Source organism: Mesorhizobium sp. M0587 (assembly GCF_040320945.1).
Taxonomy (GTDB): Bacteria; Pseudomonadota; Alphaproteobacteria; order Rhizobiales; family Rhizobiaceae; genus Mesorhizobium.
In genome coordinates, this window is record NZ_JAMYQP010000013.1 from 117,331 (window position 1) to 142,880 (window position 25,550).

At 63.0% G+C, this 25,550-nt stretch carries 34 protein-coding genes; 21 read left to right on the top strand and 13 right to left on the bottom strand.

Annotation, left to right across the window (positions count from 1 at the left end; genetic code table 11):
* Positions 1–262 precede the first annotated feature (262 nt).
* The gene (locus NKI49_RS14755; protein WP_352602252.1) at positions 263–718 is read left to right on the top strand and encodes a DUF2214 family protein; all 456 of its coding nucleotides are present in this window, start codon (positions 263–265) and stop codon (positions 716–718) included.
* Here NKI49_RS14755 and nth read toward each other — a convergent pair.
* The gene (gene nth / locus NKI49_RS14760) at positions 706–1,518 is read right to left on the bottom strand and encodes an endonuclease III (RefSeq protein WP_352602253.1); all 813 of its coding nucleotides are present in this window, start codon (positions 1,516–1,518) and stop codon (positions 706–708) included. The two genes, NKI49_RS14755 and nth, sit on opposite strands and share 13 nt — an antisense overlap.
* Before the next feature lie 22 nt (positions 1,519–1,540).
* On the opposite strand from nth, the gene NKI49_RS14765 reads away from it, so the two are divergent.
* Positions 1,541–2,035: a DUF2244 domain-containing protein gene (locus NKI49_RS14765; RefSeq protein ID WP_352602255.1), complete on the top strand. Its 495-nt coding sequence runs from the start codon at positions 1,541–1,543 to the stop codon at positions 2,033–2,035.
* A gap of 9 nt (positions 2,036–2,044) precedes the next feature.
* Here NKI49_RS14765 and NKI49_RS14770 read toward each other — a convergent pair whose 3' ends face one another.
* Together NKI49_RS14770 and NKI49_RS14775 are read right to left on the bottom strand one after the other, a co-directional pair.
* Positions 2,045–2,428 (bottom strand): hypothetical protein, encoded by a 384-nt coding sequence (locus NKI49_RS14770; RefSeq protein WP_352602257.1) that lies wholly within the window; start codon positions 2,426–2,428, stop codon positions 2,045–2,047.
* Between the two features lie 23 nt (positions 2,429–2,451).
* Positions 2,452–2,676, bottom strand: coding sequence for a hypothetical protein (locus NKI49_RS14775; RefSeq protein ID WP_352602259.1), 225 nt, complete (start codon positions 2,674–2,676; stop codon positions 2,452–2,454).
* A gap of 211 nt (positions 2,677–2,887) precedes the next feature.
* On the opposite strand from NKI49_RS14775, the gene NKI49_RS14780 reads away from it, so the two are divergent.
* From NKI49_RS14780 to NKI49_RS14820, 9 genes are all read left to right on the top strand, one after another.
* Complete coding sequence (locus NKI49_RS14780) at positions 2,888–3,766, top strand: methylated-DNA--[protein]-cysteine S-methyltransferase (RefSeq protein ID WP_352602262.1); 879 nt, start codon at positions 2,888–2,890, stop codon at positions 3,764–3,766.
* Between the two features lie 222 nt (positions 3,767–3,988).
* Positions 3,989–4,453 (top strand): hypothetical protein, encoded by a 465-nt coding sequence (locus NKI49_RS14785; RefSeq protein ID WP_352602264.1) that lies wholly within the window; start codon positions 3,989–3,991, stop codon positions 4,451–4,453.
* A gap of 20 nt (positions 4,454–4,473) precedes the next feature.
* A complete protein-coding gene (locus NKI49_RS14790) occupies positions 4,474–4,866 on the top strand; it encodes a hypothetical protein (protein ID WP_352602266.1) in 393 nt (130 codons plus the stop codon).
* Positions 4,833–5,348, top strand: a complete 516-nt coding sequence (locus NKI49_RS14795; protein WP_352602268.1) for a hypothetical protein — start codon at positions 4,833–4,835, stop codon at positions 5,346–5,348. The genes NKI49_RS14790 and NKI49_RS14795 overlap by 34 nt, the downstream gene beginning before the upstream one ends.
* Positions 5,323–5,805 carry a hypothetical protein gene (locus NKI49_RS14800; RefSeq protein ID WP_352602270.1) on the top strand — a complete coding sequence of 161 codons (483 nt, stop codon included), beginning with the start codon at positions 5,323–5,325 and terminating at the stop codon, positions 5,803–5,805. The genes NKI49_RS14795 and NKI49_RS14800 overlap by 26 nt, the downstream gene beginning before the upstream one ends.
* Before the next feature lie 146 nt (positions 5,806–5,951).
* Complete coding sequence (locus NKI49_RS14805) at positions 5,952–6,857, top strand: ribokinase (protein WP_352602272.1); 906 nt, start codon at positions 5,952–5,954, stop codon at positions 6,855–6,857.
* Between the two features lies 1 nt (position 6,858).
* Positions 6,859–8,307: an amidase gene (locus NKI49_RS14810; protein ID WP_352602274.1), complete on the top strand. Its 1,449-nt coding sequence runs from the start codon at positions 6,859–6,861 to the stop codon at positions 8,305–8,307.
* A 112-nt stretch (positions 8,308–8,419) separates the two neighbouring features.
* On the top strand, positions 8,420–9,034 hold the full coding sequence (locus NKI49_RS14815) for a LysE family translocator (protein ID WP_352602276.1): 615 nt from the start codon (positions 8,420–8,422) through the stop codon (positions 9,032–9,034).
* Positions 9,035–9,099: 65 nt separating this feature from the next.
* The gene (locus NKI49_RS14820; protein WP_352695664.1) at positions 9,100–9,480 is read left to right on the top strand and encodes a hypothetical protein; all 381 of its coding nucleotides are present in this window, start codon (positions 9,100–9,102) and stop codon (positions 9,478–9,480) included.
* A gap of 54 nt (positions 9,481–9,534) precedes the next feature.
* On the opposite strand, the gene NKI49_RS14825 is transcribed toward NKI49_RS14820, so the two are convergent.
* On the bottom strand, positions 9,535–10,476 hold the full coding sequence (locus NKI49_RS14825) for a nucleoside hydrolase (RefSeq protein WP_352602280.1): 942 nt from the start codon (positions 10,474–10,476) through the stop codon (positions 9,535–9,537).
* Between the two features lie 301 nt (positions 10,477–10,777).
* Here NKI49_RS14825 and NKI49_RS14830 point away from each other — a divergent pair, with 301 nt between their 5' ends.
* Both NKI49_RS14830 and NKI49_RS14835 read left to right on the top strand, forming a co-directional pair.
* On the top strand, positions 10,778–11,203 hold the full coding sequence (locus NKI49_RS14830) for an Hsp20 family protein (protein WP_352602312.1): 426 nt from the start codon (positions 10,778–10,780) through the stop codon (positions 11,201–11,203).
* A gap of 63 nt (positions 11,204–11,266) precedes the next feature.
* Positions 11,267–11,524, top strand: coding sequence for a BQ00720 family protein (locus NKI49_RS14835; RefSeq protein ID WP_027024039.1), 258 nt, complete (start codon positions 11,267–11,269; stop codon positions 11,522–11,524).
* Between the two features lie 62 nt (positions 11,525–11,586).
* Here the strand turns inward: NKI49_RS14835 and ptsN are convergent, their stop codons facing one another.
* From ptsN to lptC, 6 genes are all read right to left on the bottom strand, one after another.
* Positions 11,587–12,051, bottom strand: a complete 465-nt coding sequence (ptsN, locus tag NKI49_RS14840; protein ID WP_027024038.1) for a PTS IIA-like nitrogen regulatory protein PtsN — start codon at positions 12,049–12,051, stop codon at positions 11,587–11,589.
* An 82-nt stretch (positions 12,052–12,133) separates the two neighbouring features.
* Entirely contained in the window at positions 12,134–12,718 is a 585-nt protein-coding gene (hpf, locus tag NKI49_RS14845; RefSeq protein ID WP_027024037.1) for a ribosome hibernation-promoting factor, HPF/YfiA family, read from the bottom strand.
* 264 nt (positions 12,719–12,982) lie between these two features.
* On the bottom strand, positions 12,983–14,506 hold the full coding sequence (gene rpoN, locus NKI49_RS14850; protein WP_352602283.1) for an RNA polymerase factor sigma-54: 1,524 nt from the start codon (positions 14,504–14,506) through the stop codon (positions 12,983–12,985).
* Between the two features lie 311 nt (positions 14,507–14,817).
* Positions 14,818–15,636, bottom strand: a complete 819-nt coding sequence (lptB, locus tag NKI49_RS14855; protein ID WP_352602285.1) for an LPS export ABC transporter ATP-binding protein — start codon at positions 15,634–15,636, stop codon at positions 14,818–14,820.
* Positions 15,636–16,226, bottom strand: coding sequence for an LptA/OstA family protein (locus NKI49_RS14860; RefSeq protein WP_352602287.1), 591 nt, complete (start codon positions 16,224–16,226; stop codon positions 15,636–15,638). Before NKI49_RS14860 ends, lptB begins: the two co-directional genes overlap by 1 nt.
* On the bottom strand, positions 16,213–16,926 hold the full coding sequence (gene lptC / locus NKI49_RS14865) for an LPS export ABC transporter periplasmic protein LptC (protein WP_352602289.1): 714 nt from the start codon (positions 16,924–16,926) through the stop codon (positions 16,213–16,215). Before lptC ends, NKI49_RS14860 begins: the two co-directional genes overlap by 14 nt.
* Before the next feature lie 415 nt (positions 16,927–17,341).
* Here lptC and sppA point away from each other — a divergent pair, with 415 nt between their 5' ends.
* The 4 genes from sppA (at position 17,342) to lhpI (ending at position 20,056) form a co-directional block, all read left to right on the top strand.
* A complete protein-coding gene (gene sppA, locus NKI49_RS14870) occupies positions 17,342–18,298 on the top strand; it encodes a signal peptide peptidase SppA (protein WP_352602291.1) in 957 nt (318 codons plus the stop codon).
* Positions 18,299–18,380: 82 nt separating this feature from the next.
* On the top strand, positions 18,381–18,665 hold the full coding sequence (locus tag NKI49_RS14875; RefSeq protein ID WP_023797441.1) for an integration host factor subunit beta: 285 nt from the start codon (positions 18,381–18,383) through the stop codon (positions 18,663–18,665).
* A 55-nt stretch (positions 18,666–18,720) separates the two neighbouring features.
* Complete coding sequence (locus NKI49_RS14880; protein WP_352602294.1) at positions 18,721–19,053, top strand: DUF1049 domain-containing protein; 333 nt, start codon at positions 18,721–18,723, stop codon at positions 19,051–19,053.
* Positions 19,054–19,090: 37 nt separating this feature from the next.
* On the top strand, positions 19,091–20,056 hold the full coding sequence (gene lhpI, locus NKI49_RS14885) for a bifunctional Delta(1)-pyrroline-2-carboxylate/Delta(1)-piperideine-2-carboxylate reductase (protein WP_352602296.1): 966 nt from the start codon (positions 19,091–19,093) through the stop codon (positions 20,054–20,056).
* On the opposite strand, the gene NKI49_RS14890 is transcribed toward lhpI, so the two are convergent.
* The 3 genes from NKI49_RS14890 to NKI49_RS14900 all read right to left on the bottom strand — a co-directional run bounded on the left by NKI49_RS14890 (position 20,053) and on the right by NKI49_RS14900 (position 21,646).
* Positions 20,053–20,490: an EVE domain-containing protein gene (locus NKI49_RS14890; protein ID WP_352602298.1), complete on the bottom strand. Its 438-nt coding sequence runs from the start codon at positions 20,488–20,490 to the stop codon at positions 20,053–20,055. The two genes, lhpI and NKI49_RS14890, sit on opposite strands and share 4 nt — an antisense overlap.
* Complete coding sequence (locus NKI49_RS14895) at positions 20,487–20,882, bottom strand: VOC family protein (protein WP_352602299.1); 396 nt, start codon at positions 20,880–20,882, stop codon at positions 20,487–20,489. The genes NKI49_RS14890 and NKI49_RS14895 overlap by 4 nt, the downstream gene beginning before the upstream one ends.
* 74 nt (positions 20,883–20,956) lie before the next feature.
* Positions 20,957–21,646 carry a helix-turn-helix transcriptional regulator gene (locus NKI49_RS14900; RefSeq protein ID WP_352602300.1) on the bottom strand — a complete coding sequence of 230 codons (690 nt, stop codon included), beginning with the start codon at positions 21,644–21,646 and terminating at the stop codon, positions 20,957–20,959.
* A gap of 138 nt (positions 21,647–21,784) precedes the next feature.
* Here NKI49_RS14900 and NKI49_RS14905 point away from each other — a divergent pair, with 138 nt between their 5' ends.
* The 4 genes from NKI49_RS14905 to acuI all read left to right on the top strand — a co-directional run bounded on the left by NKI49_RS14905 (position 21,785) and on the right by acuI (position 25,276).
* Positions 21,785–22,876, top strand: a complete 1,092-nt coding sequence (locus tag NKI49_RS14905) for an RsmD family RNA methyltransferase (protein WP_352602302.1) — start codon at positions 21,785–21,787, stop codon at positions 22,874–22,876.
* Positions 22,877–23,734 carry a TrmH family RNA methyltransferase gene (locus tag NKI49_RS14910; protein WP_352602304.1) on the top strand — a complete coding sequence of 286 codons (858 nt, stop codon included), beginning with the start codon at positions 22,877–22,879 and terminating at the stop codon, positions 23,732–23,734.
* Positions 23,735–23,747: 13 nt separating this feature from the next.
* Positions 23,748–24,188, top strand: a complete 441-nt coding sequence (lspA, locus tag NKI49_RS14915; RefSeq protein WP_352695666.1) for a signal peptidase II — start codon at positions 23,748–23,750, stop codon at positions 24,186–24,188.
* Between the two features lie 98 nt (positions 24,189–24,286).
* Positions 24,287–25,276 (top strand): acrylyl-CoA reductase (NADPH), encoded by a 990-nt coding sequence (acuI, locus tag NKI49_RS14920; RefSeq protein ID WP_352602308.1) that lies wholly within the window; start codon positions 24,287–24,289, stop codon positions 25,274–25,276.
* The last annotated feature ends 274 nt before the right edge of the window (positions 25,277–25,550 follow it).

The following is a 25,550-nucleotide window of genomic DNA, read 5'->3' on the forward strand; positions in this document are numbered from 1 at the left end:
CTCGCTGTTGTCGTCAGCGCTTAGCAAATCTCCGATCCGGTGCAAGGGCCAGGGCAACACCGACCGCGAACCAGCAAAAAATCATCGGCGATGCTTGTGCATGAGGCAAACGCGACAGGCGTGCTTGCGGGCGATAGCATTCAAGCTCTGAAGTGCCCGCTATAGGAATTTTGCGTGGCGGTGTTATTTTCGCGCCAGGCTGATTCAGCCTCTGCCAATTTGTCAGGCGCGGACTGGCGTTGTCAAACCCGAGGGAACGAGCATGGACACCACCGATCTCGTGCTTGCCGTCTTCCATCATCTGCTGGTGTTTTCGCTGGCGGGGATCATCGGTGCCGAATTCGTGCTGATGCGCGGCGATCTCACCGCCGCCACGCTGAGGCGGCTGGCCGGCATCGACCGCCACTACGGCATCATCGCCACGCTGATCATCGTCATCGGCATCGGCCGCGTCGTCTACGGCCTCAAAGGTTGGGAATTCTACGTCTACAATTGGGTGTTCTGGGCCAAGATGGCGGCGTTTGGCAGTGTCGCCCTGCTGTCGATCATTCCGACCGTCCGCTTCATTTCCTGGAACCGGCAGGCCAGCGCCAATCCCTCGTTCCTGGTGCCGGCAGCCGAGCTTGCTTCCGTCAAGGCGTACATCCGCGCCGAAGCCTTTGTCTTCCTGCTGATCCCGGTTTTCGCCGCGGCCATGGCGCGCGGCTACGGCATCTGATTTTCGGCAACGACCGTCTCAAGAGGAGCGATCTCGATCAGCGGCGCCGGCACGCTGGTTGTCTTTTCCTGCGCCTTGCAGAGATCGGCGATGACGCAGGCCGGGCAATCCGGCTTGCGCGCCTTGCAGACATAGCGGCCATGCAGGATCAGCCAGTGATGCGCATGGCGCATATATTCGTCTGGAATGATTTCCAACAGCCCCTGCTCGACCTGTTCGGGCGTCTTGCCGGGCGCCAGTCCTATCCGGTTGCCGATGCGGAAAATGTGGGTATCGACCGCCATCGTATGCTGGCCGAAGGCCATGTTGAGCACGACATTGGCGGTCTTGCGCCCGACCCCCGGCAGCTTGACCAGCTCATCGCGGTCGTTGGGTACTTCGCCGCCATGGTCGCGGATCAGCGCCTCCGACAGCGCAATGACATTCTTGGCCTTGTTGCGCCAGAGCCCGATGGTGCGGATATATTCGCCGACCTTGGCTTCACCCAGCGCCTGCATCTTTTGCGGGGTATCGGCGGCCTTGAACAGCGCCCGCGTCGCCTTGTTGACGCCGGCGTCGGTCGCTTGCGCCGAAAGCACCACCGCCACCAGCAGCGTGAAGGCGTTGATATGTTCGAGCTCGCCCTTCGGCTCCGGGCGCTGGACCGAAAAGCGCCGGAAGATCTCGTGCACTTCGGCCGGGCTGTAGAGCGAAATTCGCCGCACCTGCCGCGGCCGCGGCTTGGCGTTCGAACCGTCACGACGGCCGGCCGGCGGCTCTTTTTTCGGGGCGGAAGACTCTTTGGGCTTGGGGCTTGTCATTCCCCTCCTATAATATCCAGGCATGAGCGACACAAACGCCTCATTTCAGGCCGACGAGCCCTTCTTTCAGGCGCTCCTCACCCCGCACCGCTCGCTGGGCAGGACGGGCTTCCTCATCCTGATGGGCGCTTTGCTGTTCGGCTGGCTGGTGACAGGCGCTTTTTTCCTGTCGCGCGGCGCCTGGCCGGTGTTCGGCTTCTTCGGCCTCGACGTGGTCGCCGTCTACATCGCCTTCCGCATCAATTATCGGGCGGCCCGCGCCCGCGAGGAAGTGTCGGTCTCACACACCAGTCTCGATATCCGCAAAACGGCACCCTCGGGAAAGTCGGAAGCGCACCGCTTCAACCCGTTCTGGGCACGGTTCTCCGTCGCCCGTCATGCCGAGATCGGCATCACCAGGATGGCGGTGGAAGCGCAGGGCCAGAACGTGCCGATCGGCGGCTTCCTCAATCCCGACGACCGCGAGAGTTTCGCCACGGCCTTTTCGCGGGCGCTGGCAATCGCCAAGGCGCGCTGAACCGCCGCTTCAGAAGCGGTAGCGCAAAAGCCTGCCGATCTTGCGCAATGCGGGAACGCGTTTCCAAAGGCGAACGAACAGTCCGGCGAACCAGCCCATGCGGGCGGCGTGCTCAGGCTCGTAGGCCGAGATATCCTCGACGAACCGGAGTTTCGGAATAGCCCGCTCCAGGTCGTGCGGATCTTCGATGGCCCAGTGGACCTTGGCGCCAGTTGCCCTCAGAGTGGGATTCAAGCGAAGCAGCTTCAGGCCGAAACGGCTGTAGGCGTCGAACATCAGCTCGCCAGTGGCAAGATGCGACACAAGCCGTGAAAGCAAGCTTAATCCTGCCTCGGCGGCGAGATAGGGCGTCAGTCCTTCCGCGACCACCATGGCTGGGCGGTTGCGGGGCACTTCAGCCAGCCAGCCCGGTTCGATCACCGAGGAAGCGACGAGATTGTAGTGGTCGCGAGACGGGTAAAGCTTGCGCCGGAGTTCGTGACATCGGGATAGTCGACATCATAGTCGATCTTGCGCACCGCCTCATCGGCGAAGTGATCCTTAAGCAGCGTATCCGGCAGACGGCTCTCCAGCGCCTTGCCGTAGAGCGTTATCAGCAAGGTTTCCTTTTCGCCCGTCAGATGCACTTTCTCGCCAGCCATCGGCGCCTCCTGGCCAGAGCATGATCCCGAATGGGCACGGGTTGCGCCGGAGATCATGCTGAACGCTGGGATAGGATCTCATCCCGATTCCGCCGCGATGGGGAACAGGCTCTAGAAACAGGTGTCTATCTGGGCATACGCCGCAAGAAGGCAAGTTTCGGGTGGCGATCGGCGCCCCAAGGGGCGATATTCCGGCTCAAGGAGAAATTCCATGAGCACACGGACAGCAGTTCTCAAAAAGGACATCACACCCGAAGGCAGCGACTACGAAATCGTGCGCCGCGCCATCGAGAAGATCAGCCTCGACTATCGCGACCAACCGTCGCTGGAAGTATTGGCCGAAGAGGTCGGCGAGACGCCGACCGGCCTTCAGAAGCTGTTCACCCGCTGGGCCGGCCTGTCGCCCAAGGCCTTCCTGCAAGCGGTGACACTGGACCATGCCCGCAAGCTGCTCGATTCAGGCATGCCGCTGCTTGAAACTTCGTTCGAGCTTGGCATGTCGGGCCCCGGCCGGCTGCATGACCTCTTCGTCACCCACGAGGCGATGTCGCCGGGCGACTACAAGACGCGCGGCGCCGGGCTCACCATCCGCTACGGCTATCATTCCTCGCCGTTCGGCACCGCGCTGATCATGGCCACCGACCGCGGGCTTGCCGGCCTCGCCTTCAGCGATCCGGGTGAGGAGCGCGCCGCTTTCGCCGACATGTCCAGCCGCTGGCCGAATGCCGCCTATGTCGAGGACATGGCCGCGACCGGTCCCTACGCCGCGCGTATCTTCGACCCCACGCTGTGGCGCCCGGACCAGCCGCTGCATGTCGTGATGATCGGCACCGACTTCCAGGTTCGCGTCTGGGAGGCATTGCTCGAGATTCCGATGGGCAAGGCCCGTACCTATTCGTCGATCGCCGCCAGCATCGGCGCGCCGAGCGCCAGCCGCGCCGTCGGCGCCGCCAATGGCGCCAACCCGCTCTCCTTCGTGGTGCCCTGCCACCGCGCCATCGGCAAATCCGGCGACCTCACCGGCTATCACTGGGGCCTCACTCGCAAGCGCGCCATCCTGGGTTGGGAAGCGGGGCAAGTGGCGTCCTAAAATATCGATTTTTCGAGCATTGCAGAAAAACTATATAAATCCCGACGTATCATTTTAAGGGAATAGTTTTTAACTCGACATTTCAGTTGCAACCGAGGGCAACTCCCGGTTTTTACGACGATGTTTATTCGAACAATATTCAAAGTTTACACAAAATTAACTCTGATAAAGCGACTATGACTCATATTAAATCGGGTGATCCGGCTTAATAGGAGGGTCTCCATGAGGTTGTTTCGAGTCGCCTTCGGCGCAGCCGTGCTGGTCGCCTGTGTTGGCCAGACCGCTTTGGCCACAAATGTCATTTTCAATGGCACGGTCACCGCAACCTGCACGCTGGTTGTCGCCACCAACGGCACGATGACCGTAAGCACCGACCTTCAGTCGCTAAGCTCACATAACAGCGGCGGCTCGGCGGGCACGGTCACGCTCACCACCACCGGAGGCGTAGCGCTCAGCGTCGATCCGGTCACCCTCACCACGGCACCGGCCGCCGACGTCACGGCCACCACCTGGACGCCGACCTATTCGGCTGCCGGCGCCCACACCATCGCGGAAACCGGCTCTGCCACCAGTCTGTCCGCTCCCGGCGCCGACCTCGTCTCGGTCCACCTCGCCGGCACCAAGGGCGGCAGCAACCGCTTCGCCTCCGGAAACTATCAGGCAACAGTAACGCTGCGCTGCGAATAGCCATCGGGAAGGAGGCTCCGTTGAAACTCGCTGGAACCCTGGCCACGGCACTGGCCGTTGGCTTGATACCTGTTGCCGCCGCCGCCCAGTCGATGTCGCCGATGCGCGGTGAGGTTAACAGTTTCACCGACGCCTTCGCGGTCCGCGTATTCCCCGCCAATCCCTACGATCAGAAGATCAGGATCGAAATCCACGTCTACGATCAGGATTTTCAGCCGGTGGACGCCAGGATCTCTCCAAGTGTCTTCCAACTGGCCTCCCAGGCTTCCCGTCCTGTCCTTGTGGTCGTGCCCTTCGGCGGCGCTGCCGAGCGTAAAGTGCGTATCTGTACCGAAAGCATCCCCTTTCCCAACCAGCAGACGCAGATAAAGGCACAGATATGCGGAAAGTTCTTTGGGCACCGCAAATCCTGACATTTGCGCTGGTGGCCATGTCGGCTGTCTCCCCGGTTCTGGCCGAGGATGTCTACAACCTCAATCAGAATGAGAGCGGCTTCAACCTGCCCGGCGTGACCTTGCCTCAGGGCCAGGACGAGGTCCATGCTTCCGACGGCACCACCTGCCGTTCCGCGGTATCGGGCACCGGTGCCTATCTCGACCTCGGCGTCATCAGAGGCAACAACCAGTCGAACAACGACGTCGCCACCTACGGTCGCGTGGTGATCCCGATCGGACGTACCCCGAAGCGCGTCGATTGCAGCCGCCTCTACGAGCTTGAGGTCGAGCGCCTGCAACTGGCGCTGAAACTCCTCAAAATGGGCCTCGGCGCCGACGGCCAGACGGCAAGCGTGGCCGCCAGCGCTGCCGCTCCTGCGGCGACATCACCCGGATGGGCCAACGAAGGCTGGGGCATCAGGACTGGAAATAGCGATGGCAAGAAAAAGAAGAAGAAATAGCCGCGCGCCGCTTGTGATGGCAGCGCTTGCCGGCTTCTGCCTTCCGGTGCAAGCAGCGATCACCGGCACCTGCACCATCACGGTCGGGGCATCGGGAACGATGACGGTTAATCCAGCCATCGGCATATTGGGCTCCAAGCAGGCGGGCGGGTCGAGTGCCAGCGCGACCGTTGTGGCAACCTCAACGCTGTGCTCCTTGTTCAACTTGCTGGACTGCTATTCGGTCTCGGCGCCGGCGCCCGCCGCATTCTCGTCCGCGCCGAGCGGCGGCGGCACCAACGTGACCTTCGCCTCGGTCTTCCGCCTCGACGGCTCGGGGGTCGACATCAACGGAAGCGTGCCGCAAAGGGTGGCCAACGGCACCCACGCCATGCAGGTCGATCTCACCGCCACCAAGTCGAGCGGTATTTTTCCAGCCGGCAGCTATCAGGGCGTCGTTACCGTGCGCTGCGAATAGGGTCACGGCCGCAAACTACGCTGGACCATCTGCGTGGTCTGGCAAGCAGCGGGCTTACAGGTTAGCTTCCCGATTGGAACGACCCGCCTTCGCCCGAACGCAGGGATGCTCCAGTACCATGAACTTGCGCTGGCAGGAGGCATTCCTTGATCATCGTCGTCGGCTCGATTAATCTCGACCTTGTCGCCAATGTCGACCGCTTGCCGAGCCCGGGCGAGACGGTGAGCGGCTCCGGTTTCGTCACCGCGCCCGGCGGCAAGGGGGCCAACCAGGCGCTGGCCGCCGCACGCGCCGGCGCCGCGGTGCGCATGGTCGGTGCCGTCGGCAAGGACAGCTTCGCCACCGAGGCGCTGGCGTTGCTGCGCAGCGGCAAGGTCGATCTATCCGGCGTTGCCGAGACTTTTGCCTCGACTGGGACGGCGCTGATCATGGTGAGCGACGACGGCGAGAACATCATTGCCGTGGTGCCGGGCGCCAACGCTTCCGTCCTGCCCGGCGATCTTTCCAAGGCCTTTCTGAAGAAGGGCGATGTCGTTCTCTTGCAGAACGAGATCCCGCTGCCAACCGTCGATGCCGCGCTCGACCAGGCACGGGCGGCCGGCGCCGTCACGGTGCTCAACACCGCGCCTTTCCAGGCTGAAGCAGCGGCTTTCCTCGCCAAGGCCGACTATGCCGTCGCCAACGAGACCGAGTTCGACCTCTATGGCGAGGCGCTGGCGCTGGGCGGCCGTGACCGTGCGGCACGGATGCGCGACTTTGCCGGCAAAACCGGCCGCACCGTTGTCGTCACGCTTGGCGGCGATGGCGTAATGGCGGCAACGCCGACCGATTTCCTGACCATTCCGGCAACGAAGATCACTCCGGTCGACACGGTCGGCGCCGGCGACACGTTCTGCGGCTACTTCGCTGCCGGCCTGTCGTCGGGCCTCGCGCTTGAGCAGGCACTCGTGCGCGCCGGCGCGGCCGGCTCGCTGGCCTGCCTCAAGCCCGGCGCCCAGCCGGCGATCCCGCTGGCTGCGGATGTCGACAAGGCGTTGCAGGAAACCCGTTGAGATGATGCGGCCGCCGACGAAGCATGCCGTGCCGCCGGCTGGCGAGATCTGCCGCCTGTCCGCCGTCGAGCTTGCAGGCGCGATCCGCCGAAGGAAGCTTTCCGTGCGCGAGGTAGTGACGGCGTTCCTCGACCGGATCGAGGCGGTCAACCCGCTGGTCAATGCAATCGTCTCGTTGCGCGACCGTGGCGACATCCTGCCCCAGGCCGATGCTGCCGACGCGCGGCAAGCGGGGGCCGGAACCGGAGCGCTTTTCGGCCTGCCGATCGCCATCAAAGACCTCGCCATGACGAAGGGCCTCCGGACCTCCTTCGGCTCGCCGATCTTCGCCGACTTCGTGCCGCAGGAAGACGATTTCTTCGTCGAGCGCATCCGCGACGCCGGCGCCATTATCATCGGCAAGACCAACGTCCCCGAATTCGGCCTTGGCTCCAACACCTACAACAATGTGTTCGGGCCGACGCTGAACGCTTTCGATCCGGCCCTGACCGCCGGCGGCTCGAGCGGCGGCGCGGCGGTGGCGCTGGCGCTCGACATGGTGCCGGTCGCCGATGGCAGCGACTTCGGCGGCTCGTTGCGCAATCCCGCCGCCTGGAACAATGTCTACGGCTTCCGCCCGTCGCAAGGGCTCGTTCCCGGCGGGCCGGATCTTGAGGTCTTCCATGCGCAGATGGGCGTCGAAGGACCGATGGGCCGCAACATCGGCGATATGGCGCTGCTGCTCGATGTGCAAGCGGGCTATCATCCGCACGCGCCTTTGTCTTACGAGAAACCGGGTTCTTTCTTCAACGGGCTGGGGGCCGCGGCCACTGGCGGCCGCGTTGCCTGGCTCGGCGATCTCGGTGGCCATCTGCCGGTCGAAGCCGGTATCCTTGAACTGTGCGAGGCTGCGCTCGGCCGGTTCGCCGGCGCATCCTTCCTGACGGAATCCATGCTGCCGGATTTCGATTTCGAAGCATTGTGGCAGGCGTTTGTGACACTGCGCCAAGCCAGCAGCGGCTGCGCGCTCAAGACCCATTATGACGATCCCATGAAGCGCAACCTGCTGAAGCCGGAAGCCGTCTGGGAAGTGGAGAACGCGATGCGGCTCACGGCGCCGCAGATCCGCGCGGCCTCGGTCGTCCGCACGTCCTGGCATCGCACGCTGCTGTCGATCTTCGACCGCTTCGATCTCATCGCGCTGCCGACCGCGCAGGTCTTCCCTTTCGAAGTCGGCACGCACTGGCCGCACGAGGTCGCCGGACGAGCCATGGACAGCTATCACCGCTGGATGCAGGTTTCCGCCCTCGCCACCTTGGGCGGCTGCCCGGCGGTCAACGTACCGGTCGGCTTCGACGGCAGAGGCCGCCCGATGGGCATGCAGTTGATCGGCCGGCCGCGCGGCGACCTCGCCGTGCTGAAGGCGGCGGCGGTCTATGAGGCGACGTTGCCCTGGCAGGCCGGCGCCTGAACCGGAATCACAGGCGTATGGCAGCGCTTCGCATGCCGGCTTGCACCGGCAGCGCCGCCATGCATTGATTGTCCTCCGTTACGCCGCGTTGCGGCATACCAAGGGAAAAATCATGTCGCTGGAGCTCTACGCCGCCTATGTACTGGCCTGCATCGTCATTATCCTGGTGCCCGGGCCGACGGTCACGCTGATCATTGCCAACAGCATCCGCCACGGCACCCGCGCCGGTCTCGCCAATGTCGCCGGCACGCAGGCCGGGCTGGCCGTGATGCTCGCCATCGTCGGCATCGGCCTGAACACGCTGATTTCGGGCATGGGCCACTGGTTCGAATGGATACGGCTAATCGGCGCCGCCTATTTGATTTGGATGGGCGTGCAGATGTTCCGCTCCAAGGGCAAGCTGAACGCGGACGGGACCTCGAGGAAACCGCGCGGCGGCTTCTTCCTGCAAGGCCTGCTGGTGGCGCTGAGCAATCCCAAGACGCTGGTCTTCTTCGGCGCCTTCTTTCCGCAATTCATTGCGCCGCACGGCAACTACTCGCTGCAGATCGTCGTCATGGGCCTGACGGCCATGATCTTCGCGGCCATCTCGGATTCGACCTACGCGCTCGCCGCCGGCCGCGCCGGGCGCCTGCTGTCGGCCAGCCGCATCAAGCTCATGTCCAGGATCAGCGGCAGCTTCCTGGTCGGCGGCGGCCTGTGGCTGGCGTTTTCGCGAACGAAGTAGTGTCGAGGTTGGCATTTAAGTGGAAGGCCATTGAACAAGGCCTGCGCGCCACTCAATTATAGGTCATGGGACAACCGCGGCTTTCCCTTAGAAATCGACTAATTCTGTTTCAAGCTGAATATCGCGAGGCAGTGATCGGCGTCGGCTTCTTCTGCGCAATTGGCGTGGCAATGATCGTCCCAATTGCTATGAGCCGCAACAACCCGATTGTCGGCACGCAAATCATGACAGGCGTCGTCGAAAATGTGAGCCTGATGCCTCTCAATCCGAAAAGCGCGGTCGGCCGAGGACTGTATTATAGATACGGAATCCGTCTCCACGACAGCAATGCCTTGGTATTTGTCGATGGTGAGGTGGAGACACCGCACATTGTCGGATCGGATGTTCCGATCGAACGACAACATCATAAATACGGTGCCGACAGCTTTCGTCTGATTCGCGCTTGAGCGGCCCAAAACATGCCGCCCAAGAGTTGCAGCTGGGCGGCATGCGATCAGGAGTTAAAGTCGCGCCAGCCTTTCCAGCAGCAGGGCAAAGAAGCCGTCATGGTCGATGTCGCGCATCACCATGGCGTTCGTCGGCCGCTTGGTCACGCCCCACCAGTCGATGATGGTCATGCCCATGGTCAGCTCCGAAGCGGTTTCCACGCTGACATTGCATTTGCGGCCCTTGAACAGCTCCGGCTTCAGCAGATAGGCGATGACGCAGGGGTCGTGCAGCGGTCCGCCGTCGGTACCGTATTTCTCCTCGTCGAAGCGTTCGAAGAACTCCAGCATCTCGGCCGTCGCAATACCGACCTTGGTGCCGAGCTTGCGGAAGGCCTGCGTACGCTTGGCGGTGGTCAGCGCCTTGTGGGTGACGTCGAGCGGCATCATCACGATCGGAATGCCGGACTTCAGCACCACGTCGGCGGCATGCGGGTCGACATAGATGTTGAATTCGGCCGTCGGCGTGACATTGCCGCCCTCGAAGAAGCCGCCGCCCATAAGCACGATTTCCTTGATGCGCCCTGCGATGCGCGGCTCGCGGATCAGCGCCAGCGCGATGTTGGTGAGCGGCCCGAGCGGGCACAGTGTGATGGTGCCGCTCTCTTCCTTCATCAGCGTCTCGACGATGAAATCGACGGCATACTGCTCTTGCAGCTTCATCGTCGGTTCGGGCAATTGCGGCCCGTTGAGCCCCGTCTCACCGTGCACTTCCTCGGCGGTCACCAGTTCGCGCATCAAGGGTCGGATGGCGCCGGCATAGACCTTGATGTCGGGCCTGCCGGCCAGCTCGCATATCTTGCGGGCATTCTTCTCGGTGAGCTTCAGCGGCACGTTGCCGGCAACGGCTGTTATGCCGACGATCTCCAGCTCGGCGCTGCCGAGCGCCAGCAGAATGGCGACGGCATCGTCCTGACCGGGGTCGGTGTCGATGATGATCTTGCGTGGTTGAGGCATTTCAATTCCTTGTTTGGCGGCGATGAACTTACGCGGCCGATCGCACACCCGAAGGGCGTCGAACCGGCTGCGAGCTGCCGAACCGCTGGATCGGGAACGGTTCCCGACTTTGGCGCTTTTCCTTGCATCCGCGTGCCATTTCAAGCGCCATCTCGATCATTCCTGTGAGTCCACGCCACGATTTTTGGGCGGCTCTTGCGATGGCTTGAACTTGAGCGCGGGGCAGACCATATCAAGGGCAACGGGAAAAATGCCATCAGGGTTTTTCCACATAATGTCGCTCTTGAGAGGACAGTGTAATATGAGCCGAATGACGCCTTTTTCCAGCCCGCTTCTTCTTGGTTTCGACGCCATGGAAAAGACCTTGGAACGTTTGGCGAAATCCGGTGACAGCTACCCTCCCTATAACATCGAGCGCCTCAGCGGCGCCGACGGCAAGGCCGAAAGGCTGCGCATCACGCTCGCCGTCGCCGGCTTCGCCGAAAGCGATCTCGATGTCACGACGGAGGAAAACCAGCTGGTCGTGCGCGGTCGTCAGACCGACGAAACCGAGCGCGAATTTCTTCATCGCGGCATCGCCGCGCGCCAGTTCCAGCGCTGTTTCGTGCTGGCCGACGGCATGCGGGTGATCGCGGCGGAACTGAAGAACGGCCTTTTGTCGATCGATCTCGATCGGCCGGAGTCCGAACGGCTGGTACGGAAAATAAACATATCGGTGAAAGACTGATCTTTACCGATGGCTCTCATGCGAGATGGCCTTGAGCGGCGTCTCGCGCCAAGGAGGCTTGAAATGACCAGAACTGACGAAAATATCACCATGACCAGCGGCGAATTCGCCCATCTCGGCGAAGGCTCCGTCGCTTACCTGCGCAAGGTCTCGAGCGATGAACTGCTCGGCCGCTTCCCGGGCATTGGTGAAATTGCCCCCGGCCTGGAGCTGTGGGCCCTGTTTGCCGCCAACGGCCAACCGATCTTGCTCTCGGACGCGCGTGACCGCGCGCTGGCCGGCGCCATGGAAAATGACCTGACCACCGTCGCTATCCACTAAAAGCGACGGTTGCTGGAACCAAAAGGGCCGTTCGCGGCGGCCCCGGCAACATCATCGAAATTTCAAGCCGCGTGGGAGGCCTGCGTGTCCGACAACAGCGCGTGGATCGCAACCGCGTCGCGCGTGCCTCTGATCTTGGCCACCGTGTCCGCGTCGCGCAGCACCCGCGCGATGCGCGACAGGGCCTTGAGATGATCGGCGCCGGCACCTTCGGGCGCCAGCAGCAAAAACACCAAATCGACGGGCTGATCGTCAAGGGCCTCGAAATCGACCGGAGTTTCCAGCCGGGCGAAAACGCCGGCTATACGCTTCACGCCGGCCAGCTTGCCATGTGGAATGGCGATGCCGTTGCCGACGCCGGTCGAGCCCAGCCGCTCACGCTGCAGGATGGTGTCGAACACCTCCCTCTCCGGGATGCCCGAAATTGCCGCCGCCCTCTCGGACAGCAATTGCAGGAGCTGCTTTTTGGAGTTCGCCTTCAACGCCGGCAAAATCGCCGGAACGTTGATAAGATCGCTCAGACCCATGCTTGAAAATCCCTTGTTCGCCTGCCGTCACCAGTCCCCACCCCTCGTGCGGCCGGCTTTTATCCCAGTGCGACCCTAGTCGTCACGCCTGTGCGACCTTGGTCGTGGACGGGTCGATCCAGCCGATGTTCCCGTCGGGCCGGCGATAGACGATGTTGAGATGATCGTTTCCGGCATTGCGGAAGACGAAGACCGGGCTGTCCTTGGTATCGAGCTCGATGACCGCCGACGCCACCGACATGGTGCGCAGCGTCATGGTCGATTCGGCGACGATGGCCGGTGCGAAATTCTCCGGCATCTCTTCGTCGTCGTCGGCAAGCGGCGCCATCACCGTATAGGCGATATCGGTTGGCTCGCCATTGGCGGCGCCCGAATTGTGCGATTTGAGACGCCGCTTGTAGCGCCTCAGACGCGTCTCGAGGCGGTCGGCCGCGGCCTCGAAAGCCAGCGTCGGGTCCTGCGCATCGCCCGTAGCCTGCAGCGAAGCGCCGGAATCCAGCCGGATCATGCAATCGGCCGAATAACGCGAACCTGATTTGATGACGGTTACGTGTCCCGCGAAACCGCGATCGAAATATTTGCCGATCACCTCGCCGACACGGTCGTTGATGCGCGTACGAAACGCATCGCCGATATCCATGTGTTTTCCCGATATGCGCAGATTCATCTGAAAACTGACCTTCCTTGCTCAGGCTTCAAACTGGCCGGAGTTTATACTCGTGGTCCGTGCGCACAAGCTTTGCGGCGTCACTCGCGCCGATTTAAATCCGAACTTTCCGGTTGATCACAAAGCCGCCTTCTTGACCGTCCCGGTCATTGTCGTGACGGACCATCCGCTAGCGGGCATCGAGCCCGTCTCATGCGGGCGGGCTTCTAGCCACTTCACCGCAGCTTGTCAATGAAGCTAGAAAGCTGTGGAAAATCGCTCAGTCTAACGCCCGGCGCTGGCGAGCGCACGTTTCTCGCGCCGGCGCTGCACCGATGAGGGAATGTTCATGCCTTCCCGGTATTTGGCGACCGTGCGCCGGGCGATATCGACACCACTCTCGTGCAGCATGTCGACAATCGCGTCGTCGGACAGCACATCGACCGGTTTTTCTTCGTCGATCAGCTGCTTTATGCGGTCGCGCACTGCTTCCGAGGAATGCGCATCGCCACCGCCCGAAGCCGCGATCGACGCGGTGAAGAAATAGCGCAGCTCGAACACGCCGCGCGGCGTCAGCATGTATTTGTTCGCGGTGACCCGGCTGACGGTCGATTCGTGCATGCCGATGGCATCCGCCACCGTGCGCAGGTTGAGCGGCTTCAGGTGGCGCACGCCATGGACGAGGAACGCATCCTGCTGGCGAACGATCTCCGAAGCCACCTTAAGGATCGTCTTTGCCCGCTGGTCGAGGCTGCGCGTCAGCCAGTTGGCGTTTTGCAGGCACTCGGCAAGAAAATCCTTTTCCGCCTGGTTCTTCGCGTGCGGCGAGACCTGAGCGAAATAGATATGGTCGACCAGCACGCGCGGCAGCGTGTCGGCATTGAGCTCGACGGTCCAGCTGCCGTCATTGGCCGCGCGCACCTCGACGTCGGCGACGATCGCGTCGCTGGCGCCGCCGGAAAATGCCATGCCCGGCCGCGGATCGAGTGCACGGATCTCGGCCAGCATGTCGAGCAGATCCTCTTCGTCGACGCCGCAGATCCGTTTCAACGCGTGGAAATCGCGGCGCGCCAGGAGTTCGAGATTGGCGACCAAGGCCTTCATGGCTGGGTCGAGCCGATCACGCACGGCAAGCTGCAGCGAAAGACATTCGGCAAGATCGCGCGCGAACAGGCCGGCCGGCTCGAAGGTCTGACACGCCGCCAGCACTTTGCCCACGGCAGCGGCCTCGGTGCCCAGACGCATGGCGATCTCGGCGAGATCGGCGCGCACATATCCCGTCTCATCGAGACCATCGGCGAGTTCTTCGGCGATCAGCCGAGCCGCGGGATCGGTGAAACCGAGCGCGATCTGCTCGCCGACATGGTCGCGCAGCGTGATCGCGCTCGCCGCCATGTCGCCTGCGTCAAGTCCCTCGGACGAGGTGCCGCCATTTCCGGAAGCCGATTTCCATTGCGCCGTCAGATCGGGTCCGAGCCGCTCGTTGGTACCGGGATCGTCGGGAAACAGGTTCTCCAGCGACGTGTCGAGTTTCTCCGAGATCGCCTCGGCGCTCCATCCCGCCTCGCTCTCGAACCAGTCGCCGTCGGCCGCCGCCTGCGGCTCGGCCTCGATCTTCAGCGCCTGGTCGCTCACGGCGTCGTCCTGCGGCTCCGCGCGCTCCAGCAGTGGATTGCGCTCGATCTCCTCGTCGATGAAGTGCTCGAGTTCGACATGGGTGAACTGAAGCAGCCGAATCGACTGCATCAGCTGCGGCGTCATCACCAGCGACTGCGATTGTCGGAGCTGTAGTTTCGCCGCCAACGCCATGGTTTGGTTTCAAACGCCTTCTATACGCACCGGACTTACGGAAATGAATTTTCGCGGCCGGCCATACAAACTGGCCCGGCTTTTGCTTGTCAAGGCAAAGGCTAGCAAAACCCGCTTACCGGAGCGTTATTCCGGAGCAAAATCGCGAAAAAATAGTCCGACATGCGCGAAAAATCGTGTCAGGAAACAAATTTCACGCTCAGAGCGATTCCAGGAAAAAATTCCAGGAAAAAGCGTGGAACGGTTTTCCCGGGAAAAACGGGTAGCGCTTTCCCTTGCGGGTCGGCGTTTCCATGAGACGGAGGACCGCTCTACAGCGTAAATCCCTCGCCGAGATAAAGCCGCCGCACGTCTGGGTTTGCGACCACTTCGTCGGCCCGGCCATGGGTGAGCACCTGGCCAGCGTGGATGATATAGGCGCGGTCGATCAAGCCGAGCGTCTCGCGCACATTGTGGTCGGTGATGAGCACGCCGATACCGCGCGCCGTGAGATGGCGCACCAATTGCTGGATATCGGCCACGGCGATCGGATCGATGCCGGCAAAAGGCTCGTCGAGCAGCATATAGGCCGGACGCGTCGCCAGCGCGCGCGCAATCTCCAGGCGCCGCCGCTCGCCGCCGGACAGCGACATGGACGGGGCCTTGCGCAGATGGCTGATGTGAAACTCATCGAGCAGTTCATCGAGGCTGCGCTCGCGCTCCTTGCGGCTCTTTTCGACCACTTCGAGAACGGCGCGGATGTTCTGCTCGACGCTCAGGCCGCGGAAGATCGAGGCCTCCTGCGGCAGATAACCGATACCGAGCCGCGCACGACGGTACATCGGCATCGAGGTGACGTCGAAACCATCGATCTCGATCGTGCCCTCATCCACCGGCACCAAGCCGGTAACCATGTAGAAACAGGTCGTCTTGCCGGCACCATTGGGGCCGAGCAGACCCACGGCTTCGCCGGCGCGCACCCCAAGGGTGACGCCGCTGACGACCGTGCGGCCCTTGTAGCTCTTGGTCAGGCCTTTGGCGATCAAGGTCCCCTTGAATTTCGACTTGTCGACCGAAACCGTGGCCGGAGACGAAACCTTGCTGGCGGCCCACCCCGGAAGACGCGCCGTCAGCGACGACAGGCTGGCCATCAGGGGTTCGCCGCTCCCGATTTCGGCGGCGGTGTGATCGACATCTGGACACGTTGCCCAGCGCACGGATCAACCTGGGCCAGCCCGGTTTTCATTTGCACGACGAGCTTGCAGCCGACCAGGACGTTGTCGTTTTGCGACAGAACCACCTTTTTGCCCGAAAGCACCAGCACCTGGCTCTTCATATCGAAGCTGCCCTGATCGCCAGTCGCGATCTGCGCATCCGACTTGATGTAGACCTTGTCCGATATCTCCAGATGATCGATGTTGGCCGAGCCGGTCATCGCCGCGCCGGCGGCTTCCGTGCCCTTGGCCGCGGCGTTGGGATCCTTGACGTAATAGACCAGCATCTTGCCGGCCTTCATCAATGTCGGCCCCTGGACGACGCTGACATTGCCGGTGAAGATGGCCACACTGTCGGCCTGGCGTACTTCCAGCTTGTCGCTTTCGATCTGGATCGGTTTGTCACCGGCCAGTTTGAGGCCCGACACCTGACTGGTGGCACCGGACTGCGCCATTGACGGCACCAGTCCCAGCAGCAGCAACGCCGAAGTCGCAGCCGTGAGCCGCGCCGAACTACCGAGCCCCATTGGTTTCTCCGCTGTTTCCCTCTGCCGTCTTCAAGGCGGCGGAATCGATATTGACGCGCACTTTGTTCTCGAACACCAGAATCTTGCCATTGTCCTGGACCGACAGGGAATTCGCCGTGATCCGAGACCCGCCACGGCTGACATCGACGGGATCTCCCGTCTTCATAGTGCCTTTGCCCATGTCGAGGAAGACCGATTTGAACTTGGCCTGCATGCCGTCGGTCGTGGTGATCGTGATGTCGGTGGTCAGGTTCATGGTGTTGCCGTCGCGATCGTATGTGCCGTGCGTGGCCTTGACCGCCGCGACATTATCCGCTGCGATCGGCACCTTGGCGTCGATGCCTTCGAGTTCGATGATGCCTTGCGTGCTGACATCCTGTATCGCTCGCAGGGCCGTCATCGAATAAGGCTGCTTCTGCTTGGTGAAACCGTTGAGCTTGGGATTGGCCATCACCAGCTTTCCGTTGGAAAAGGCGGTGCCTTCGGCCTGGACCGAGACGGAGACGGGTGCGGCGAGATAGGAATAAATTGGGAAAGCGACGGCGATCAGAGCGGCAAGCAGCGGCACGGCGAACTTGAGCACGCGCACGCGGCGCGAATGACGCTGGGCGCGATCAAACGCGTCGCCCCGTGCCCGGCCATCCACCGGAGGAGCCAACTCCGCCTCGGGGTTGGTCGGTTCACTCGTTCGCGCTAGCATAACTGCTTTCTTTAAAAGTCCCTGCCCGCCAGGAAGCCCCGCCTATAGGTGGTATGCCGGCGTCCCCAGGCAAGCACAAGCCGACGAAAACCGCAAAAATGTGACAGCTGCCGTTGTACAAACGAAAATCAGGTCAGCACAACAACCAGTGCTTCATAGCAGAAACGGACGTCTTGCGTCGATTTTTCATCGTCGCCGTTCCTTCCCTTACCTTGCGTTCATTAGGCAGGCCAGTCACGAAACCGACAGTATGGCGACCGTCGGCGCGCGTCTGGCAGCGGGCGGCAGACCTGCCATCCATCGAGGTCCGCCGGATCCGCGCGCGGATTGCCGCGCCATGGGAAAGACGGAACAGCTTCCAGACAAGGACATCATGGTCTAAAAGCGTCTCTTCCCACCGACCGTGAGGCTGACCATGGCACTGAGAGCCGACGACCTGATCGACCGCCGCCGCTTGCGGCGCAAGCTGACCTTCTGGCGTGTTGCGGCCATGGGCGTCGTAGCACTCGGCGTCATTGCGCTGTCCGCCTGGTTCTATCGCGACGATTTCGGCGGCTCGGCCGTCGAGCACATCGCCAAGGTCAGGATCGAAGGCACGATCACCGAGGACGAGGAACTGATCGAACGGCTGGAGACGATCCGCAAATCGTCGAAGGTGAAAGGCGTGATCCTGTCGATCGATTCACCTGGCGGCACCACCGTCGGCGGTGAATCGATCTATGAGGAGGTGCGCAAGGTGGCCGCCGACAAGCCCGTGGTGGCGGAGGTAGGCACGCTCGCCGCTTCGGCGGGCTACATGATCGCAAGCGCGGCCGACCACATCGTTGCCCGCAAGACATCGATCGTCGGCTCGATCGGAGTTCTGATCCAGTATCCCGACGTCAGCGGCCTTATGGACAAGTTGGGCGTCAAGCTGGAGGAAGTAAAGTCCTCGCCCCTGAAAGCCTCGCCCTCTCCCTTCAAACCGACCAACGATGACGAGCGCGCCATGGTCCGCAAGCTTATCCTCGACAGCTACGACTGGTTCGTCGGCATCGTCGCCGAACGCCGCAAGATGACTCGCGAGCAAGCGCTGGCACTTGCCGACGGTTCGATCTTCACCGGCCGCCAGGGTGTTACCAACGGGCTGATCGACTCCGTCGGCGGCGAGACCGAGGCGGTCGACTGGCTGGCGACCAAAGGTGTCGATGCCAAACTCAAGGTGGTCGAATGGAAGGATACGGAACGGCGCGGCGGTTTCCTGTTCTCCAAGGCGATGGCCCGAACGATCGGCAGCGCGCTCGGCTTGCCGGACTTTGGCGGCGACGTCATCCACGAACTCGGCGCCGACCGCTTGTTTCTTGACGGTCTCGTTTCCGTCTGGCACCCTTGAGATGGCGTTTGGGGCAGGGCAAAAAACAAAATAAAATCATCGTCATAATTTTGACCGCAGAGCTTTCACGGGGACCTCTCTCATGATCAAGTCCGAACTTGTGCAGATTATTGCCACGCGCAATCCGCATCTTTTCCTGCGCGACGTCGAAAACATCGTCGGCGCGATCTTCGACGAGATCACCGACGCCCTTGCCGAAGGCAACCGGGTCGAATTGCGCGGTTTTGGCGCTTTTTCGGTGAAAAACCGCCCGGCCCGCACCGGCCGCAATCCGCGCACCGGCGAATCCGTCGAGGTCGAGGAGAAATGGGTGCCGTTCTTCAAGACCGGCAAGGAATTGCGCGAAAGGCTGAACAGCGGCAAGTAGGCGCGTCAGCGCCTGACGGCCTTGTCCGACAAGACCGCTTGCGACGGAAAACATCATGCTCAATCGCTTCATGCTCATCCTGGTCTTCGTGCCGCTCGCCATCATCCTGATCGCGCTTGCCGTCGCCAACCGCGAACTCGTTGCCTTCACGCTGGACCCGTTCAATCCCGGCAATCCGAAGCTGACCTTGACCCTGCCGCTGTTCATCTTCCTGTTCCTGGCTCTCGCCATCGGCATGGTCGTCGGCAGCCTGGCCACATGGGTCAAGCAGGGCCGCTACCGCAAGCTGGCGCGCCAGCGTGGCGTCGAAGCGGAAAACCTGCGCCAGGCGGTCAGCCGCGCGCCAGCCGTACCGCAGGCGCCGGTGCTGCCGAAGCCGAACAGTTGAACCGCCGGCCGGCACCTTTCCCTCCGCGGAGCTTTTCATGCTGACCATTTCGGCCGCCGAGGTCGACCATGCCCTGACCTTTCCCGGACTGGTCGAGACGTTGCGCACGGCATTTCGCGAAGGCGCGGTACAGCCGGTCAGGCATCATCACGCGGTCGAACGGCCGGACGGCGCGGCGTCTACCCTGCTGCTGATGCCGGCCTGGACCGATTTTCACGCGGCCGGCACCTCGGCCGGCGGCCATATCGGCGTCAAGATCGTCACCGTCTCGCCCGACAATAACGCCATCGGCAAGCCGGCTGTCATGGGGCTCTATCTCTTGCTCGACGGTGCCACCGGCGAACCGGAGGCCTTGATCGACGGCCAGCGGCTGACGCAGTGGCGCACGGCCTGCGCGTCGGCGCTGGCAGCTTCCTATCTCGCTCGCGACGATGCCTCGCGGCTGCTCGTGGTCGGCGCCGGCGCGCTGTCGCCTTTCCTCGCCAAGGCACATTCAGCCATCCGGCCGATCAAGACCATCCGCATCTGGAACCGCACGCCGGCCAATGCCGAGAAGGTCGCGGCCGGGCTGCGCGCGGAGGGTTTCGCAGCGAGCGCCGCAACCGATCTCGATGCCGAGCTTGCCGATGCCGACATCGTCTCCTCCGCAACGATCACCAGCACGCCACTGATCAAGGGGGCGCTGTTGCGGCCGGGAACCCATGTCGATCTGGTTGGCGCCTTTACCCCGACGATGCGCGAAAGCGACGATGATGCGATCGCGCTCGCCCGCGTCTATGTCGACACCCGTGCCGGCGCCACCAAGGAAGCTGGCGACATCGTCCAGCCATTGGCGTCCGGCGTGCTGAAGCCGGAAGCCATTGTCGCCGATCTGCACGAACTGGCGCGCGGCCAGAAGAAGGGCCGCGAGAGCACCAGTGAGATCACGCTGTTCAAATCGGTCGGTGCAGCGCTCGAGGACCTTGCCGCCGGCATTGCCGTCTACAAGGCGCTCAAGGCCTAGTTCACCGCCGCGGCCATTTTGGCGCCCATCGCCTCCGCGATCAGAGCGAAATCAGCCGCGCTTGCCGAAAACAGGCCAAAGCGAAGCTGATAACCCCAGTTCGTCTTGCCGGCGGTGAATTCCAGCCTGTCGAGCAGCGGCTTGATCGGCGTTTCCCCGGCTTTCGCCCAGTCGACATCGCGGCGGAACGGCGTGAAACCGCCGCCCATGTCGCCTTGATAGAGCTCGCCTTCCCGCACGGTGCCGATTGCCGTGAACGACTGCAAACCATCTTTCTCGCCCAAAATGGTCGTTGGCGAATAATAGACGACACCATCGCCGGGCTTGACGCGGCGCAGGGGTGCTGCCTTGCCGTGGTTGACCTGCATGAAGCCGCCCTGGCGGCCGCGCCGGACATGTTGTGCCGACGCCACCGCGATCCAAAACGCGCTCATTTCTGTTCCCCATCGGCCTGTTCCGCGTCGGACAGCCAATAGACGCGCAGCCGATGATTGTCTGGATCGAGCGCAACGAATGTACGGCCGAAATCCATGTCGGTCGGCGTCTGCAGGATTTTCAACCCGCGCCCCGACCAGTCGGCATGGGCGGCATCGACCGCATCAGGTGTATCCAACTGAAAGACGAGTTCCGCGCCGCCGCCCGTCCCAGCCGCAGCCGGCTCGACCGTATGGCGCGACCAAAGGCCGAGCTTGAAGCCGGCATCGAGCACGAACAGCACGAAGGTCGGCGAGCTTTCGACCGGCTCGCGCTCCAGCAACGCGCTGTAGAAGGCGCCGCTCCGCTCGGGCTGGTCAACGTAGAGGATAACGAAATTCGGGCTGGTCATGTCTGCTCTCCAAGGCTCGGCGTTTCGATCCTCCAGACATAGAACAGGCCACTGTCAGATTCTGGCAGTAGCCGTCACGTGTCGCGCGGTTTGTCGAGCGTTGCCCGCCAATCCTTGAGCAACGCCTGGCGACGGCGAGGATACCGGGTGTCGGTCGCCTTCAACTCCGCGATGCGATCGGCGCGAAAATGCCGGAAATCCTCCCGCATCTCGCACCACGCCACCACCACCCGCACCTTGTCGAAGAAACCCAGTGCAAACGGCCAGACCACACGCTCGGAGGCGGCGCCGCCTGAGTCGCGGTAGAGAAAGCCGAGCTTGCGTTCACTGCGGATCGCCTGCCGCACCAGGCCGAGATCGATACCCTCGACGGCCTGGGCCGACGGCCCGACCAGCAGCGTCGAGGCGTCGAGATCTTCGCGCAAATCGTCCGGCAGCACGGCCGCGATCTTGGCCAGCGCGTTGGCGGCAGCGGCGGAGAGACGCCGATCCGGCTGCTTGGCGACCCAGCGCGAACCGAGCACGATGGCTTCGATCTCTTCGTCGCTGAACATCAGCGGTGGCAGCATGAAGCCGGGTTTGAGCACATAGCCGAGCCCCGCCTCGCCTTCGATCGGCGCGCCCTGGCCCTGCAGCGTCGCGATGTCGCGGTAGAGCGTGCGGATCGAAATCCCGAGTTCATCGGCCAGCGCCTGCCCACTCACCGGCCGGCGGTGCCGGCGCAGGGACTGGATCAGGTCGAGCAGGCGTTCTGAGCGGGACATGGAGTAGATTTGCCTGTTTCTTTGACATCGGTCCATCGCCGACCGACATAAGCCGGAGAGGCCGGCGCGGCGGCACTTTGGTTGCGAAGCTGGTTGCCCTATGCCAAAAGCGGCCACGCCGCTCGGAGATGCTCCCGCTTGAAGTCTTTTCGCGACAAACGCCGCGACAACCGCCCGCATCCATCCGCGAAGGGTGTGCCGGATCAGTCGCGTCCGCGTGTCGGCCACGCTTCCGCGAGACCGGAAGCGCAGCCGCGCGAGCGCTATGAAGCCAGAACCGACGATCGCACCGAGCCGAAATCCACGCCGCGCATCCTTGCCCGCCGCGACGGCGCCCTGCCCGCCGAGCAGCTTCCGCTGATACTCGAGGTGGCGCCGAACGCCGACTATGCCTTGCTCGACAGCGGCGCCGGCCAGAAGCTCGAACAATACGGCCCCTATCGGATCGTACGGCCCGAGGGCCAGGCGATCTGGCAAAAGGCGCTGCCCGCAAAAGATTGGGAGCGCGCCGACGCCATCTTCACCGGCGACACCGACGAGGAAGGCATCGGCCGTTGGCGTTTCCCCAAAACACCGCTCGGCGAAACCTGGCCGATGAAGCATGACGGCATCGACTATCTCGGCCGTTTCACCTCGTTTCGCCATGTCGGCGTCTTCCCCGAGCAGGCCTCGCACTGGGACCATATGGCCGGGCTGATCGCGGCGGCGAAGCGTCCCGTCAAAGTGCTGAACTTGTTCGGCTATACCGGCCTTGCCTCATTGGTGGCGGCCCGCGCCGGTGCCGAGGTCACCCATGTCGATGCCTCGAAGAAGGCGATCGGCTGGGCCCGCGAAAACCAGGAAATGGCCGGACTTGGCAACAAGCCGATCCGCTGGATCGTCGACGACGCGGTGAAATTCGCCGAGCGCGAGGAGCGCCGCGGCAGCCGCTACGACATCGTGCTTTTCGATCCGCCGGCCTATGGCCGCGGCCCAAAGGGCGAGGTCTGGCAATTGTTTGAGGATCTGCCTGCCCTGACCGATCTCTGCCGCTCGATCCTGACCCCGAAACCGCTGGCCGTGGTGCTGACCGCCTACTCGATCCGCGCCTCCTTCTTCGCCATCCACGCCCTGATGCGCGACACCTTCGCCGGCATGGGCGGCAAGATCGAATCGGGTGAGTTGATCATCCGTGAAAAATCCGCCGGCCGGGCACTCTCCACATCCCTGTTTTCGCGCTGGGTGGCCTGAATGAACGAGCGGCACGCGGGCGCACCTGGTCAGGTGAAGGAAGTCACCAGCCTCGCCAACCCGCTGGTCAAGGATATCAAGGCGCTCGCCTTGAAGAAATTCCGCGACCAGCAGAATGCCTTCATGGCCGAGGGGCTGAAGCTGGTCATCGACGCGCTCGATCTCGGCTGGCAGATCAGGACACTGGTTTTCGCCAAGGCCGGGCGCGGCAACCCGGCGGTGGAGAAGGTCGCGGCGCGCACGGTTGCCGCCGGCGGCACCGTGCTCGAAGTCTCGGAAAAGGTGCTTGTCGCCATCACCCGCCGTGACAATCCGCAAATGGTGGTCGGCGTCTTTTCCCAGAAATTCCTGGCCCTGAAGGACATCAGCGCCGACGATGGCGATGTCTGGGTGGCGCTCGACCGGGTGCGCGATCCCGGCAATCTCGGCACCGTGATCCGCACTGTCGATGCCGTTGGCGCCAAGGGCGTTATCCTGGTCGGCGATACCACCGATCCGTTTTCCGTGGAGACGGTGCGCGCCACCATGGGTTCGATCTTCGCCGTCCCGGTGGCCAAGGCGACGACCGAGGCTTTTCTTGCCTGGAGGGGTGGATTTTCAGGCCTCGTCGCCGGTACGCATCTGAAAGGCGCGGTCGACTATCGCTCGATCGATTTTTCCCGCGGGCCCGTGCTGCTGATAATGGGCAACGAACAGCAGGGGCTGCCCGAAAGCCTGGCGGCAAGTTGCGACAGACTGCTCAGGATTCCGCAGGCAGGCCGCGCCGATTCGCTCAATCTCGCCGTCGCCACCGGCGTCATGCTGTTCGAGATCCGGCGCGGCGCGCTGAAGCTCGAACCAATTGCCGACCAGCAGTGAAGGTTACCCACCCGTGAGATCATGGTCCCCATACGTGCTGCTCGTCGCCGCCGCCATAGCGCTCGACCAGTGGATAAAACACCTGGTCGAGACCGGCCTGGCTTTTCAGGAAAAGCTCGATCTCCTTCCTTTCCTGGCGTTGTTCCGCACCTACAACACCGGCATCGCCTTCTCGATGTTCCCGTCCATCGGCGACACCGGCCTGATAGTCATCGCCGTGTTGGTCGTCGCCTTCGTGCTCTATCTCGCCACGCGCACGCCGTCAGGCCATGTTGTCGCCCGCCTCGGTTTCGCGCTGATCATCGGTGGCGCGCTGGGCAATCTGATCGACCGCGCCGTCTACGGCCATGTCATCGATTACATCCTGTTCCACACGCCGGTCTGGTCCTTCGCCATCTTCAACCTTGCCGACGCCTTCATTTCCGTCGGTGCGGCACTGGTCGTCCTGGACTAACTCATCGGCTGGCGCCGTGAGCCCAAGCCCTCAAGCGATTGACCCGGCGCGACCATCGCCGCACAGTCCGGTAGCTTGGCAAGATCGAGGAGAAAAACATGCCCGAAACTTTCAAAGCCATCCTCGTTTCGCGCGACGCCGAGAAAAAGCAGTCGGTGACCGTGACGGACTTCACCGAAGCCGACCTGATGGAAGGCGACGTCACCGTCGCCGTCGAGGCGACGACGGTGAACTACAAGGACGGCCTCGCAATCACCGGCAAGGCGCCGGTGATCAGGCGTTGGCCGCTGGTGCCGGGCATCGACTTTGCCGGCACCGTCAACTCCTCCTCCCATCCCGATTGGCGCAAGGGAGACAAGGTGATCTTGAACGGCTGGGGCGTCGGCGAAACGCATTTCGGCGCTTATGCCGGGCGCGCTCGCGTCAACGGCGACTGGCTGGTGCCGCTCCCCGACGGCATCAGCGCGCATGATGCAATGGCGGTCGGCACCGCCGGCTATACCGCCATGCTCTGCGTCATGGCGCTGGAACGGCACGGCATCCTGCCCGATCGCGGCCCGGTAGTGGTGACGGGGGCGGCAGGCGGCGTCGGCTCGGTCGCGATCTCGATCTTGTCGAGCCTCGGCTACCATGTCGTTGCCTCGACCGGGCGCAATGCCGAAAGCCCCTATCTGATCAATCTCGGCGCCGCCGAGGTCATATCGCGCGAAGAACTCAACCAGCCGGCCAAGCCGCTCGCCAAGGAACGCTGGGCCGGCGGCATCGATTCGGTCGGAAGCCATACGCTGGCCAATGTGCTGTCGATGACATCCTATGGCGGCGCGGTCGCTGCCTGCGGCCTGGCCGGCGGCATGGACCTGCCGTCGAGCGTGGCTCCCTTCATCCTGCGTGGCGTCTCGCTGCTTGGCATCGATTCCGTGATGGCGCCGAAGCCCGTGCGCCTCGAGGCCTGGCGGCGCATCGGCGCCGACCTCGATCTGCACAAGCTCGCCAGCCTGTCCACGACGATCGGCTTCGATGGCATCATCGATGCCGCGCGCGATATCGTCGACGGCAAGATCCGCGGACGCGTCGTCGTCGACATGTGAGCCGGCTCGCTGGTAGCGGGCAGCGGACGGAATTGCCACACCTGCCGGCAAAACCGGGGCCGTTGAGGCAAAAAAGCCCGATCCGCTAAAATTCGAACGATCCGCCGCAATTTTCCATAATCTCTGTCTGGCATGGAATTTCGCATGATCGCGGAATCCGGCAACCAACAGGCGGACACTGGCGAAGACGCCGACGCGGGCCCCGCGGCGGGGGGGGGGGGGGGTGGGGGGGGCCGGCGGGGGGGGTGGGGGGGGGATGGTGTGGGGGGGGGGG